Source organism: Entomomonas asaccharolytica (assembly GCF_016653615.1).
Lineage (GTDB): Bacteria > Pseudomonadota > Gammaproteobacteria > Pseudomonadales > Pseudomonadaceae > Entomomonas > Entomomonas asaccharolytica.
Genome location: NZ_CP067393.1, coordinates 2,235,019 through 2,251,465, shown reverse-complemented (window position 1 = coordinate 2,251,465; position 16,447 = coordinate 2,235,019). Strand labels below are relative to the sequence as shown.

Here is a 16,447-nt window from a genome sequence, read left to right as displayed (position 1 = left end):
AATTCTTCTGGGTGAAGCAAAAAGAATATTAATAGGTTTACCCATACTATGAAATCTCCATTTTTACAAATCAAATAAAGGAGATTAGTTAATGTTTATCTTTATTTATCAAACAACTTATTTATAACGTGTTTATCTGAGGGAGGATGATTGGAGTTAGTTATCCTTCTTGATAACCCAATACAAATAATTATAACTTTAAAGGTTAAAATAAATGAAAATACTATCTAGATATAGCAATTGGTACTATCAAGAAATAATGCTTGTAGTGCTTTTTTTGTTCTGCATAGTTCCTAGTAAGTATCTATTGGCGCAGGAAGCCGAATGTGCAGAAGTTAAAATTGTAATTGAACAAAAATTATCATTTGAAAGACAAGCATTTGATGCTCGAATGGTAATTAGTAATGGCCTTAGTAGTGATATTTTAGAGAATGTGAAGATTGAATTATTTTTTATGGATAAAGATAATCAATTGGTTTCTGTTACTGAAGATCCTAATGCAACTGAGGCTACTTTTTTTTATAGAGTTAATTCATTATCAGGTATAAGTGATATTAATGGTAATGGTCAAGTAGCGGCTAAATCCAATGCTGAAGTTCATTGGTTAATTATTCCTACTTATGGCGCAGCAGAATTTGAAGATACGCTTTATTTTATAGGGGCACAGGTTTCTTATACGCTTAATGATCAGGTTACTACAGTAGATGTTACGCCTGATTATGTAGTAGTTAAACCACAACCTATGTTGTCTTTAGATTATTTTTTCCCATCTGATGTTTATGCAGATGATCCCTTTACGCCTGAAGTAGAACCTTCTATTCCTTTTACTCTTGGCGTAAGAGTAAAAAATAGCGGCGCAGGAAGCTCTTATAAAACAACCATAGAATCTGCTCAACCAAAGATTGTTGAAAACGAACAAAACCTTTTGATTGATTTTTTAATTCTTGGTGGCTATGTTGGTAATCAGCCTGCTGGTAAGAGTTTATTATTAGATTTCGGGGATATTGAGCCTCTTACATCGAAAGTTGGTCGTTGGAGTATGATTACTACTTTGTCAGGTAAATTTACTGAATTCAGTGCTACTTTCACTCATGCAGATACGTTAGGTGGCGCAGTTACTTCTTTATTGAAAGAGGTAAATACTCATACATTGGTTCATGATGTAAGGGTTGATCTGGCTGGCAGAGATAGCATTAATGATTTCTTAGCGTTAGATGGTGATGTATTACGTGTATATGAGTCTGAAGGTATTGATTCTGAGGTTAATGACCAGTCAGCAAGTGCTAGTTTAGAGGCGGAAGGGGAAGATATAAAATTAGTTTTTCCTGCGACTCAAGGCTTGGTATATATCAAAATGGCTGATCCTTATTTAGGCAGTCGTGAACTGGTTAATGTTAAACGTTCTGATGGAAAAATTCTTCCTCAAGAAAATGTTTGGTTATCTAAAACCAGAAATGATGATTTATCGTGGTCACATTCTATTAATTTATTTGATACTAATTCAACAGGTATTTATAACTTGTTTGAAAAACCGATGAATCAAATTATAGGTACTAGTGGCAATGATACGCTTTATGGTACAGATGAGAATGATTATATCGATGGAAAAGAGGGTAATGATACTATCTATGGAAGAGCAGGTAATGACATTCTTATTGGAGGGCCAGGTGACGATAAACTCTATGGTGAAGCTGGAGATGATCGTTTAGAGGCAGGCGAAGGCGATGATTATCTTTATGGAGGAGCTGGTGATGATATTTTAGTGGCTGGTCCTGGCAGTAGTTTCTTACAAGGAGGAGCTGGTAATGATACCTATATTATTCATCGAGGTGATGGTTTAGTAACTATTAATGATAGTGGTAGTAGTTCAGATGAAGATAAAGTGATCTTTGAGGACTTAGCTTCAACAGATATTGGCTTAGTTGAATTAATAGATAATAACACCTTAGTTATTAATTTCACCAGTGGTGATAAAGTAACATTCCAAAATAGAACATCTTTATATAATCAAATAGCAAGTTATCAGTTTGCTGATGGGGTGGTATTTACTACAGCAGATATATTAACGAATAATCCCATTATCTTGCCGCAAGCAGGGACTTATACCTTTAGTGAAAAAGCAGATCATGTGATAGGCAGTGAGGGTAATGATACTATTCGTGTCTATGGTGGTGATGACTATGTAGAGGCGCGAAGTGGCAATAATACTATCTATGGTGGCGATGGAAACGATATTCTTATTGGCGGAACAGGCAATGATACCTTACATGGAGAAAATGGAAATGATCGTTTAGAGGCAGGTGAAGGTGATGATTATCTTTATGGAGGAGCTGGTGATGATATTTTAGTAGCAGGTCCTGGCAGTAGCTTCTTACAAGGAGGAGCTGGTAATGATACCTATATTATTCATCGAGGTGATGGTTTAGTAACTATTAATGATAGTGGTAGTAGTTCAGATGAAGATAAAGTGATCTTTGAGGACTTAGCTTCAACAGATATTGGCTTAGTTGAATTAATAGATAATAACACCTTAGTTATTAATTTCACCAGTGGTGATAAAGTAACATTCCAAAATAGAACATCTTTATATAATCAAATAGCAAGTTATCAGTTTGCTGATGGGGTGGTATTTACTACAGCAGATATATTAACGAATAATCCCATTATCTTGCCGCAAGCAGGGACTTATACCTTTAGTGAAAAAGCAGATCATGTGATAGGCAGTGAGGGTAATGATACTATTCGTGTCTATGGTGGTGATGACTATGTAGAGGCGCGAAGTGGCAATAATACTATCTATGGTGGCGATGGAAACGATATTCTTATTGGCGGAACAGGCAATGATACCTTACATGGAGAAAATGGAAATGATCGTTTAGAGGCAGGTGAAGGTGATGATTATCTTTATGGAGGAGCTGGTGATGATATTTTAGTAGCAGGTCCTGGCAGTAGCTTCTTACAAGGAGGTAATGGTAATGATACCTATATTATTCATCGAGGTGATGGTTTAGTAACTATTAATGATAGTGGTAGTAGTTCAGATGAAGATAAAGTGATCTTTGAGGACTTAGCTTCAACAGATATTGGCTTAGTTGAATTAATAGATAATAACACCTTAGTTATTAATTTCACCAGTGGTGATAAAGTAACATTCCAAAATAGAACATCTTTATATAATCAAATAGCAAGTTATCAGTTTGCTGATGGGGTGGTATTTACTACAGCAGATATATTAACGAATAATCCCATTATCTTGCCGCAAGCAGGGACTTATACCTTTAGTGAAAAAGCAGATCATGTGATAGGCAGTGAGGGTAATGATACTATTCGTGTCTATGGTGGTGATGACTATGTAGAGGCGCGAAGTGGCAATAATACTATCTATGGTGGCGATGGAAACGATATTCTTATTGGCGGAACAGGCAATGATACCTTACATGGAGAAAATGGAAATGATCGTTTAGAGGCAGGTGAAGGTGATGATTATCTTTATGGAGGAGCTGGTGATGATATTTTAGTAGCAGGTCCTGGCAGTAGCTTCTTACAAGGAGGTAATGGTAATGATACCTATATTATTCATCGAGGTGATGGTTTAGTAACTATTAATGATAGTGGTAGTAGTTCAGACGAAGATAAAGTGATCTTTGAGGACTTAGCTTCGACAGATATTGCCTTAGTTGAGTTAATAGATAATGACACCTTGGTTATTAATTTTACCAGTGGTGATAAAGTAATCTTCCAGAGAAGAACATTGTCAACTAACCAAATAGCAAGTTATCAATTTGCTGATGGGGTGGTATTTACTACAGAAGATATACTTACCTATAAGCCCATTACTTTAACCCAAGCAGGTAGCTATACCTTTACCAGTAAAGATGATCATGTAATAGGCAGTTCAGGTAATGATATTCTTTATGGGAGGGATGGAAACGATATTCTTATTGGTGGGTCAGGAGACGACAGACTCTATGGAGAAAATGGAGATGATCGTTTAGAGGCAGGTGAAGGTGATGATTATCTTTATGGAGGAGCTGGTGATGATATTTTAGTAGCAGGTCCTGGCAGTAGTTTCTTACAAGGAGGGGCTGGTAATGATACCTATATTATTCATCGAGGTGATGGTTTAGTAACTATCTATGATAGTGGTAGCACTTCAGATGAAGATAAAGTGATTTTTGAGGACTTAGCTTCAACAGATATTGCCTTAGTTGAGTTAATAGATAATAACACCCTAGTTATTAATTTTAGCAGTGGTGATAAAGTAATCTTCCAGAGAAGAACATTGTCAACTAACCAAATAGCAAGTTATCAATTTGCTGATGGGGTGGTGTTAACTACAGCAGATTTGTTAAATAAGATTGAATAAAAACAAAGCCTGATATTTTATTTATAAGCCTGTACTCTTTGAGTACAGGTTTTTTTATGTCTAGAATTTAAATTTACTGGTTGTAGCAAAAATAAAAAAATTAAAAAGGGTAATAGCATTAAAGCTCGAAACATTGTTCTAGCAATCTTGTTTGAGAGGTAAGAGCTTTAGTTATGGGGTATATAAATTACTTTTTAGTAGCCAGTTTATTGTATTTATTTATGGGTGTCAGTTATGGACAGGATGTTGGTGGTTGCTATCTAACTAATCATAAACAATCAGCAATAAACCACTGGTCTGCTAATTATAAAAAGGAACTGTTAATTTCAGATAATTGGTTAACAGTAGAGCAGATTTTAGAAGGTGATGTAAAGAATATTGTATGGGTTGATGTTAGATCTAAGCCAAAACAAATTGATGTACCTTTGGAGAGGGTCGTTAGTTTATCTCTTATCAAATTGGGAGATAGCCAATTTTTATTTGATCACTTTGTGGTATTGATTGGTACAGGTTTTGATCAGTTACAGTTGGATCATGCTATTTCACACTTGCGCCAAATAGGCTTTAAACACGTCTTTGCTTTGTATGGTGGTGTAAGAGTATGGAATAGCCTTAAGCAACAGAAAATAAGTTTAAATAATGAGATTTCACCTGAAGAGTTTTTTTTAGGTGGTAAAACTATTCCGTGGAAAGTTATTACTGTTGGTTTATCAGATCAGGATATCGAAAGTTTACCAGAGAAACCAACTAAACAGTTTGATGTGTCTGCTGCTTCTATTAAAGAGCTTATTGGATTGATCAATGAGGAACAATTAGTAAGTAGTTCATTTATCAATTGGGTATTGGTTACTGATGATAAAAAAACGCTTCATTATCTAAAACAGCAATTACATAACTCTTCTCTTTCTGAGCAGTTAGTTTGGCTTCAGGGAGGATTTCGTAATTATCAAAATTACATTAAACAACAACATGAAATTATAGCTAATGCTGGCCTTAGTTTATCAAGGTCGTGTGGGTTAGTTTTTTAAATTATGGGAAATTTTATATAAATAGGATAATAAAATGAATACTTATAATTATTATAATTCCTATCTTTGGTGGGAATTATTTAAGGCATCCTGTAGGTATAAATATAGGGTGTTTTTAAGGCTAAAGTTTTTATTAAAAACAGTTTTATTAATGTCGTTGCTATTTTTTAGCCAGACGATATTAGCAAATAATAATGTTTCTTCAGTAAGCAATGATGGTCATGCTGGCCCTACTGTAGAAGGTGTTTATACCAATAAAGCACCAAAATGGATTTGGCACAATACTTATCAAGTTGATATACAAAATTTAGCAGGTGAGTCTGTATATAACGAGGTGGTAGGCGATATTGATCAGTTAACTTTTATTGATGGTTTTATTCATGGTAATAGTTATAAAGCACGAATTCGTAGCAGTATTGATAATGGTGCTACATGGGGTGCGTGGTCAGATTTTTCGTTGTTGACTACTGTTGATACTGTTAAGCCTACAATTACTGTAGATGAATTTGTACGTCCTCGCGCTGATGTTGTTAGGGTAAATTTTACAGCTGAAGATGATTTGAGTGGTGTGGCGAATGGACATTTACAAATTGCTGAAGATGCTTTGTTCGAGAGTGTTATTTTTGATGAAGTCATTTCTGTAGTAAATAGTAGTTTTGAAACAGAAGGCTTGCCAACAGATAGATTATTGTATGCTCGTATTAAGGTGGCAGATAATGCTGGCAATGTATCAGATTATAGTGATCCAAAAGCTGTAGCAATCACAGTTCCAGTTATCGTACAACCCGTTAATAATACCGTTATTCGTCAAGCTCTATTAGCTGTTACAGGTACTGCTGAAGCAGGTGGTAAGGTAAAACTTTATCTAAATGATGGATTAGTTGACCAAGAAATTTTAGTTGATAATGAAGGAAAGTTCTCAGCAACAATCACATTACAAGCTGAAGGCAACTATAAGCTAGCTGCAACTGTAGAAAATGATTATGAAGTAAGTAGTTTAAGTTCTGAAATTAGTTTTTCTTATCAATTGCCTGCACCAAAAGCAGTGTTTGTAAAGCCTGCTGAAGGGATTGAGTTATCTACTTCTACAGATATTGAGGTCAGTGCTATTGATGAGCTTGGTATTAGTAAAGTTGAATTCTTTGTAGATGATGTATTGTTTGCTACTGTTACTGAGGCGCCTTATTCTGTGCATTGGGATATTACATCCGTACAAAATGGTGAGCATGTTTTAACAGCAGTAGTGTCTAATACAAGTAATAAAACAGTTACTATTACGCGCCTAGTAACAGTTAAAGTGGAACCACCTGCTCCACCACCTACCATTTATACAGGTAAGTTATTAGCAATTACACCAGAAGTTACTTATGGTTTACAGCCTATTACCATTACGGGTCAAGCAGTTTATAGAGCTGATCAAAGCTTAGTGGCTGATGTGCCATTAAAATTAGTTTTGATGATTGATGGCTTTGAGCGAAAAATAAATGTTGTTACGGATGCAGAGGGTGTTTTCTCTTATAAGTTTATACCTCAGGAAAGTGATGCAGGTGTATATCAGGTAGCAATTATTCATCCTAATGAAACAGTAGCTATCTCGCAAGGTGGTTTCACCATCAACCGTATTAAATTTAATTTAGTGGGTTACAATTTAAAGGCTATTCGTCATGTAACTACGGAAATTAAAGTTAATGCAACTGCTTCTGCTGCTACGACAGGATTACGTTGGATAGCAAGAGCAGAAGATCAAGAAACGGGAAGTTTGCCTGTAGGTATTGATATAGAAAGTGGTTCTGGTATAAATATCAGTGCAGGTAAAACGGCTACCACTATAATTAAGTTTACTGCTGATGAAACTGCGCTAAGCCAAGGTGTGATTCATTTGGTTGCGTTGGCTAATGAATCAAATGATTTGGTGAGAGGAAGACTACAACTTAATTATCAAATAGGTGAAGCTACACCAAGTATCTATGCTAGTCCAACTTATATTCAAACAGGTTTACAACAACAAGAATCTATTACTGAAAATATTATTATTGGTAATAGAGGATTAGCTGTTGCAAATGATGTACAGGTAACGTTATTAGATGCTGCTGGTAGTCTACCACCTAGTTGGATATTTATTGCAACTGATAATGATATAGGTAACTTAGCAGTTGGTGAAACTGTACCTATACAAATTATCGCTCATCCTGATAGTAGTGTGCCCGATGGTATTTATCATTTTAATATTCATGTAAGTGCAACAAATAGTAATGGTGGTGTAGTTCCTGTTGCTATTTCAGTAACGCAGAGTGGACAGGGTATCGTTCGTTTTGATGTGGCTGATATTTATACAGCAACATTAGATGAAAATGGTAATCCTATTTTAGGTGTTAAAGGAGCCACTATCAAACTGCAAAATGAAGCAGTTCTAACAGAAGAATATAATATAACTACAGACGAGCAAGGTGTTGCAACATTAACTGAGTTACCACCAGGCATTTATCGTTATCGCGCTAGTGCAGCTAATCACATGGATACTAGCGGTAGAGTAGTGGTTCGTCCTAATGTGACTGTAAATGAGCATATATTTCTAGAATATCAAACTGTAAATATTGAGTTTGGTGTAACAGAAACAACTATTGAAGATATCTATGATATTGATGTAAATGCCACCTTTAATACACAAGTACCTGCACCTGTTGTGTTGTTAGAGCCTCTGGCGATTAACTTGGCAGGTATGTTACCTGGGGAAGAAAGAACAGGCGAAATTACTTTAACAAACTATGGTTTAGTACAAGCAGATAATGTTGTATTTAAAACACCTCACTCAGATAGTCAGTTTATATATGAGTTCTTTGGGGAAGTACCCAATGTGTTGCCCCCTAAAACCAGAATTGTAATCCCTTATAAAGTGATTGCAGTAGATGAGAGTTTATCTACGCATAACAACGCACAATTCTCAAACCTATTAAAAGCAACTGCACAGTTTGCGACAAGTTGTTCCAATTATTCGGCTAATTATTCTGAAGCTCATCAAAGTGAATGTGCTAATGGAGATATTTCTTCTGGTGGAAGTAATGGCAAATTCTATGTGCTAAGAGGCTCAAATTGCTCTGGCTCAAGCATTGGCGGCTGGGGTGGTTCTGCTGGTTCTGGTGGCGGTGGCTTTGGTGGTGGATCAATTACTTCACCTCCTGCTATTCCTTTAACTTCAGGATGTATGCCTGATTGTACTGATGATTGTTGTGGCACTGGTGGTGCAGGAGGCGCAAATGAATAAGCCAACTACAAATAGAGCTAATAGTAATCAATCCTACCAGCATAATTCTAGGAATAAAAAAATGGCTATAAAAATATTGAAAATGGATAAAACAAAACCATTAACTAAATCAAAATATATTAATAAATTTATGGCGTTGGGATTAATAATATTGGCATTAATCTCACTACCTAAAATAGCACTCGCTCAGCTGTTTGCTGATACGGAACCACAGAATGTAAGTGGTGTCTCTAATGCGAGTGTAAAGTTACCTAATACTGAATACACAGAAAGTACTGTTGACCTTAGGGTAAAGGTATTAGGTGGTGAAGTAAAACTAAATCGTACATGGGTTAATGGGCGTTGGTATATTAATCCTGCATGGGCTAATTTACGTTTTATTACGGATCCATTAGATGATAGTGTAAAAACGATAGATCGTGCTGGTACCTTGTACCAACGCACAGGTAATGCAGATCTGTATAGCTTTAATCAAGTTTATATAAAAAAAATAGATACTGGGTGGCGTTGGTATGATCGTCAAGGTAATTGGATTATTTATGATAATGATGGAAGAATTACAGAATATGGTGATCGTAATAATATCAAGGTATCTTTTGTATTAGATAATGAAGGCCGTCGTACAGCTATTAAAGATCATCATGGTGAATTAGTATATTCATTTATTTATGACAGCAATGAACGGCTTATACAAGTACAGGATAAAATAGGACGTACTATCAGTTATCAGTGGACAGATAATAAACTTACTAAAGTAATCGATGTATTAGGTAATGAGTGGCTATATGGTTATGATGGTAATGGTCAATTAAATCAAAAAACTGAACCTGATGGTGGGATGATTAGAATAGATTACTCTGATTCGGCACCTGCTCCTGAAACTGCTATGAATAGCGCTAAAAATAAACTACAAGTGGAAGCAAGTAGTGTGGTTAGTACAAGTGCGAAGGATAAAGATACAAAAATTGCACGGGTAGGAAAAATTACTGATAAAACAGGTGCAGTTACTATTTATAATACGCAATATAGTCGTACTAATAAACAATATAGTATTACCATAAATGACTCAGTTGGTAAAAAAACCAATCTTGTTTTTGATGCTAATGGTAAAAGGTTATCTACTGCAATTAATGATAGTACCAGAGAAGTTTTAAAAAGAGATACTGCAAATAAACAAGTTAAACTAATTGATGAGCGTGGTTTAGAAACTACTGTACAACTTGATGATAGACTTAATGTCTCTAAAATTACCAGACCTGATGGCTTATCAGAAAGTTTTCAATATAACGATACCTATGGTGTTGTCACTCAATATACTAATGCTCAAGGTACTATAACCAATTTGCAGTATGATGCTAAGGGTAACTTAATTAAATCCATTGAAGCAGTGGGTAAATCTGAACAAAGAACAGCCAGTTGGATATATGATAGTTATGGTCAGCCTACTACCGTAGTAATAGGTGAAGGAGATAAGGCGATAACTTTGCAGCAAACTTTTGATGAAAATGGTAATGTCACCAGTTTTACGGATGGTAATGGTAATACTTACCAGTTTACTTATGATATTCAAGGTCAAGTAACAAGTGTAAAAAATCCATTAAATAACACTTGGACAACTGAATATAATTTAGCAGGCTATCCAACCCAAACCACTGATCCATTAAGTTATACAACTCTATACACTACCGATTATGCAGGACGTATTACCAAAGTAATAGACCCATTAGGTAATGAAACTAACTATACCTATCAAATTGATAGTAATGGTTGGAAAATTGAACAAACTAATCCACTGAATCAAACATTTACTTATTATTATGATACAGTAGGTAAGCCTGTTAAAGTAGTATCACCATCAGGATTAGAGGCACAGCAAAGCTATGACTCAGAAGGCAGATTAACTAATCAAACAGACCCTGCGGGTAATAATGTATCTGTAGAATATGGACAGCAGGGTACAAGCTTATCTGGGCTAGTAGTAAAAGCCCTATATCCAACCTATAGTGAATCTTATAAATATAACTCTTTAGGTTTACCAACAGTCATTAGCCAACTATTAGATGCTAGCAATAATTTAACAACTAGCATTAGCTATAATGAAATAGGTTTGCCGATTAGTGTTACCCGTCCTAATAATAGTGTTTCTTTAATAGAATATAATTCATTTGGGCAAGTGACCAAGTTAACAGATGCATTGGGAGGAGAAACAACTCAAACTTGGGATAGCTTAGGACAAGTAACCAGTTTAACTGATGCTAAGGGTAATACCTATTTATTTAGTTATGATAACAATGGTAATCTAGTTAGTGAAACTAAAGCTCTAGGTAATATAGTTGAATACACTTATGATTCAGCTAACCAGCTAATAGAACAAAAAGATGCTAGCAATAATATTATTACCTATCAGTATGATGCAGCAGGTCGTAAAGTAAGAGAAATATATGCCAAATTAGGGGAGGATACACCATCCCAAACAGTAGACTATCATTATAACGATGCTAATCAAGTAGTAAAGGTTATTCAATCTGGTGATACTAATAGTGAATTTGAATATACTTTAGATTCACTTGGACGTACTGTTAAAGAAACTATTAGTTATGGTATTGGCAGTAATAAAATTACTAAAGAACTACAATATAGTTATGATATTGATGATAACTTAGCTTCTATAACCTATCCAGATAATACTACCGCCCATTATAGTTATGTAAATGGGCAACTGAAAGAAGTGCTTTTAGCAAATGGAGAGAAAATTACTTGGCAACAATATCAATGGCAAATGCCAACCCAAATTAATTTCCCTGGTGCTACTCAAACTTTTACTTATGATGCATTACAACGTCCATTAACGATACGAGTAAAAGATACTAATAATAACCTATTAATGAATCGTGCTTATAGTTATGACAAAGTGGGTAATGTCACTCAACTAGATAGTGAACATGGTTTGAGCCTATATGGTTATGATTTGCTAGATAGATTAACTTTAGTAACACCATCAAAACTATCGCAACAAAAAGGCTTGCCTGTTGAATCTTATAGCTATGATGCAATAGATAATCGTATTGGTAGTTCTCATCAAACTGGAGAATGGCAATATAATAGCAATAATCAACTAACTAAATGGGGTGAGGGAGATAAACAAAATATATTGACCTACACAACAAATGGTAATTTAGCTACTGAAACTAACAGTGAGCAAACAATTACCTATATTTATAACACCGTTGATCGTTTAACAAGTATTGAAAAGGGTGATAGAGAAATTGTTAGTTATCAATATGATCCCTTTGGGCGTCGTATAAGTAAAATAGTTAATGGCGCTACTACATATTATATCTATACAGATGAAGGCTTAATTGCAGAGTTAGAGGAGACAGGTAGTGTTAAAGTAGCCTATGGTTGGCAACCTAATACAGTATGGGGAACAAGTCCACTGTGGCAAGCTAATATCATAGCAAACCAAACCTTGGCTAATACTAATTATAACTACCTTTATACTGATCATTTAGGTACGCCTCAGTTAGCTTTAAACTCAAGAGGGCAACAAACTTGGAAAGGTGTATCAGAAGCATTTGGTAGAACACAGTTAGATACGACTAACCAAATTACTATGAATCTGCGTTTCCCTGGTCAATATTATGATCAAGAAATAGGCCTACATTACAATGGTTTCCGTAACTATAATCCAAATACTGGTCGATATATTCAAGCTGATCCTATAGGTTTAAGAGGGGGTATAAATACTTTTACATATACATATAATAATCCAATTAATTATATTGATCCTCAAGGGCAGGTAGTTTGGTTTGTTCCTATTATAGGTGGAATGGTTGTAGGTTATATTATCGATCTCGGGCTTGAAAAGATTAAAGAGGTACATTGTGATAATTGTACTAGTATAGATTTAGTTCCAAGTGGTGGAACAGCTTCAGGATTAATTCATGGTATATTTGGAGGCTCAATAAAGAAGGATAGAGTTGGATTAGGCGGGTATGGTAAACATGATCATACTTCTGTATTTAGTAGATCTCTGCATAATGGTATTCTAAGGAATAATATAAGCAGTATTAATAAAAGAAAATTGCTACGACATATTGGTAGAAAACTTCCATGGGTGAGTGTATTTTTATTAGGTTATGAAATAAATAACATAATTAAATGTAGATAATGAATATTATATGTAAGTAGTATTACTACTTACATATAATAAATGAATAGTTAGCTTTAGCATGGTATTGTCTTAAAGTAGTATACCAAAATATTATCTTTTCTTTTAGGGGCTGATTATAAAGATACTGATATTAGTTAAATAAGTTCAAGTTATAGAAAATATTATAAAACTTTATTTAAAATATTTTTAATTTTTTGAATAAAATAGCTTATAACACTAATTTTTTAAATTAACTTGTAAAAGCTATAATTTTACAATCCCAAAAATAAATCAGTGATTTTTTTTAAAGCAATTGGCTACAGAAAAAATTATACTGTTAACACTTATCGTGAGTTTAGACTTATTAATCTTCAATAGTGAATACAAGAAGCAATTATACAACTAACATAAAAATTCTGAGTGTAACATTTGATATTCAAAATTCATAATTTTTTAAATCAAACCATGAAATTTTATCATTCAACATATAAGACTATAGTCTTATAGTCCTAAATAATATTCTTAACATTATCAAAGTGCAATATTGCAGAAATACAAAAATTAATCACAGTATTTTTAAAAGGAAAATTAATTTTTTATAGTTTTGATTTCTTCACTTCTATAGTAGCTAATACACAAAGTTATTACATAACTAATTGAATAGGGTATATTTTCAAAAGTGTTTATTTGTAAGTTATGTATTATATTGTTGGTAAGGATATCAGCAGTTTACTTAGTATCTAATATAAAAATACATAGAATAGTGGAGTAACAATAAGAGTTTTTTGATTTAAAATTTAATTTTATATAAATCATAGGTTTAGATGTATAAATTGGGGTGAGAAACGCACTCACAACAATCTTCACAACATGATGAAAAATAAGAGTTTTTAATTGATCTTTCCCCCTAAATGAACTTATTTTGTCTTGTTTTGATTTGTTTTCAATTAATGGTCTGTATTATCTTCTACAAGTTATTTACAAAATATAGTAATTTTGTGATGAAATTCACAAATATTATTGAATTCTCTTCACAAGCTTTAACCTATGAAATCTATATCATAATTGGTACTAGACGCTTACAAGTTATTTATTTTTTCTATTATGATAGATATTAGACTTTAGTCTAGTATGTGCCTTTTAAATTAACATAATAATATCATCCCTACTATCTAGGATTTAGTTTTAAAGGTATTTTCTATGTTTAATCTCGCTAATGAAGCGCACTTTAGTTTAAATGTTGCTGGTTTAGAAAAAACAGGATTACAGGTATTAAGTTTTGAAGGGAAAGAGTCGATTAGCCAAACTTATACCTTCGAGATTAATCTAGTTAATCGACATATTCGCTATGATATTACTCAACTATTAAGCAAACCAGCCTATCTCGCTTTTACTCCTGATGGAAAAAGTGGTGTGCATGGTGTTATTATGTCTGTTAGACGAGGTGCCGTAGGAAATGATTATGCTGAATACAGTATTATTCTTTCCCCTTGTTTTGCCCATCTTGAAAAACGTACTAATCAACGAATTTTTCAGCATAAAACTGTCCCTCAGATTATTTCGCAAATACTTAGCGAGTATGGTATACTTGAAGGGACACACCATGAGTTTCGGTTAAAAGAGACCTATCCTGAAAGGGATTATTGTGTTCAGTATGATGAAACAGATGCCTATTTTATCCAGCGCCTTTGTGAAGAGGAAGGTATTTATTATTATTTTGAGCATAAATCAGATAATCATTTAATGGTTTTTGGTGATAGTAATCCAATTTTTCCTTCTTTAGCAGAAGCTATTAGATATGTTTCTAACAGTGGATTTGTTTCAGAAGAACCTGTTATAAAAGCATTTGATGTTAATTTAACAAGTAAAACTAAACGTACCACTTGGCGTGATTATAATTTCACCAATACTAAAATCCCTGAAGGACAAGCCGAAGGTCAGCAAAGTGCTAAGGCTAATGGGGCAACCGAACCAGATATAGAGTTTTATGATTACCCTGGGCGTTTTATGGACAACGCTCGCGGTAAGCATCTTGCACAAATAGAAGTAGAACGGTTAAGAACAGAACATGTATTAGCTGAAGGCTATAGTGATGTACCTATTCTACACACAGGTTATTATATAACTATTAATGAACATCCAAGTCTTGATGCAACAGATCCTTGGCTAATTAATACTATTATCCATCAAGGTAAGCAACCGCAGGTAGTCGAAGCATTAGGTGGAGAAAATAATGCTAAACTCAAAAATAAATTCTCATTAAATAGTGATTTCACCTTTCCAGATGGAGAGTTTAATCAGGGTTATCGCAATATCTTTACTGCCACCCCTAAAGATGTTGCTTGGCGTCCACCTTTGCTTCATCCAAGAACCCGTATCTTTGGCAGTCAAACAGCTAAAGTTGTTGGCCCTGCTGGAGAAGAAATCTATTGTAATGAGTATGGTAGTGTTAAGGTACAGTTTTATTGGGATCGTGAAGGCCAATTTGATGAAAACTCTAGCTGTTGGGTACGAGTAGGTAGTAATTGGGCGCACAAAGGGTATGGAACATTTACTATCCCACGTATAGGCATGGAGGCTGTGATCACATTTTTAGAGGGTGATCCTGACCAACCAATGATCACAGGTTGTGCCAATAATGGTATTAATACTCAAGCAGAGGGTATGCCTGCGAATAAAACTAAAACAGGATTTAAGACTAATAGTTCTCCTGGTGGCGGTGGCTCTAATGAATTAACTTTTGAGGATAAAGCGGGTCAAGAACAGATCTATATCCATGCACAAAAAGATGCTAATACTCTTGTAGAAAATGATCAATCAGAAACTGTTAAACATGATAAATCAACAACTGTTTTAAATAATCAGTCTACTGCTGTTAGTAATGAAAAAACTATTGTAGTGGGTCAAGGTAGTGGATCATCTATTGCTATGGATGGTGAAAATATAGTGCTGCAGGTCGGTGAAAGCAAAATTGTTATCACTGCCGAACAAATATTTATTCATGGCAAAACTCATATTCATCAAACTGCAGCTGAGACTATTAATTTAGACGCCCCTACAGATATAACTTTAAATTGTGGCTCGGCCAGCCCTCCTCCTGTTGTTCCATTTAGCGATAAAGCACGTAGTGGCGGTAAATAAGCTTTTTATAGGAAATTGAAATATGGAATATCTATTACAAGAAGGCACGATCACATTACCTGACGATTTTTATGACCGTACAGTCAATACCTTTGCATTGGGAAGTACTATTCCAGCACCTTTAAGTGTAACTGTGGCTCGGGATAACATGCTACCAGATGAAACTATGCCAAGCTATGTTAAAAGACAAATGCAATTAATGCAGGCGCATATTAAAGGTTATAAGTTGGTAGATCATAAAGAAATGAAGTTACCTAGTAACCCTAATATAGAAGGTGCACATATAGAAGCTTACTATAAATCAGAAGGTAAATATTACTATCAACGTCAAGCAGCTTTTGAAATCTATCCTAAACGTATTTTGGTATTTTCCTGTACTAGTCAAGAGCAATTTACCAAACAACAAGATAAATTATGGCAAGACTTACTAGCTAGTTATAAACAAAGAGAAAATTCAACACAATCAAAATAATTAAGTAAGGAATAAAAGGAGTTTT

At 34.4% G+C, this 16,447-nt stretch carries 6 protein-coding genes; all 6 read left to right on the top strand.

Annotation, left to right across the window (positions count from 1 at the left end; all coding sequences use genetic code 11):
• The first annotated feature begins 214 nt into the window (after nt 1-214).
• Nucleotides 215-4,366 (top strand): calcium-binding protein, encoded by a 4,152-nt coding sequence (locus JHT90_RS10410; RefSeq protein WP_201090709.1) that lies wholly within the window; start codon nt 215-217, stop codon nt 4,364-4,366.
• Between the two features lie 173 nt (nt 4,367-4,539).
• The gene (locus JHT90_RS10405) at nt 4,540-5,394 is read left to right on the top strand and encodes a hypothetical protein (RefSeq protein ID WP_201090708.1); all 855 of its coding nucleotides are present in this window, start codon (nt 4,540-4,542) and stop codon (nt 5,392-5,394) included.
• 151 nt (nt 5,395-5,545) lie between these two features.
• The gene (locus JHT90_RS10400) at nt 5,546-8,656 is read left to right on the top strand and encodes an Ig-like domain-containing protein (protein ID WP_201090707.1); all 3,111 of its coding nucleotides are present in this window, start codon (nt 5,546-5,548) and stop codon (nt 8,654-8,656) included.
• Entirely contained in the window at nt 8,649-12,827 is a 4,179-nt protein-coding gene (locus tag JHT90_RS10395; protein WP_201090706.1) for an RHS repeat protein, read from the top strand. The genes JHT90_RS10400 and JHT90_RS10395 overlap by 8 nt, the downstream gene beginning before the upstream one ends.
• Before the next feature lie 1,182 nt (nt 12,828-14,009).
• A complete protein-coding gene (gene tssI / locus JHT90_RS10390; protein ID WP_201090705.1) occupies nt 14,010-15,950 on the top strand; it encodes a type VI secretion system tip protein TssI/VgrG in 1,941 nt (646 codons plus the stop codon).
• Between the two features lie 22 nt (nt 15,951-15,972).
• A complete protein-coding gene (locus JHT90_RS10385) occupies nt 15,973-16,422 on the top strand; it encodes a DcrB-related protein (protein ID WP_201090704.1) in 450 nt (149 codons plus the stop codon).
• The last annotated feature ends 25 nt before the right edge of the window (nt 16,423-16,447 follow it).

What these genes read in the sequence shown, in the direction of transcription:
- JHT90_RS10410 (WP_201090709.1), top strand. Translation starts at nt 215, where the DNA reads ATGAAAATACTATCTAGATATAGCAATTGGTACTATCAAGAAATAATG.
- JHT90_RS10405 (WP_201090708.1), top strand. Translation starts at nt 4,540, where the DNA reads ATGGGGTATATAAATTACTTTTTAGTAGCCAGTTTATTGTATTTATTT.
- JHT90_RS10400 (WP_201090707.1), top strand. Translation starts at nt 5,546, where the DNA reads ATGTCGTTGCTATTTTTTAGCCAGACGATATTAGCAAATAATAATGTT.
- JHT90_RS10395 (WP_201090706.1), top strand. Translation starts at nt 8,649, where the DNA reads ATGAATAAGCCAACTACAAATAGAGCTAATAGTAATCAATCCTACCAG.
- tssI (WP_201090705.1), top strand. Translation starts at nt 14,010, where the DNA reads ATGTTTAATCTCGCTAATGAAGCGCACTTTAGTTTAAATGTTGCTGGT.
- JHT90_RS10385 (WP_201090704.1), top strand. Translation starts at nt 15,973, where the DNA reads ATGGAATATCTATTACAAGAAGGCACGATCACATTACCTGACGATTTT.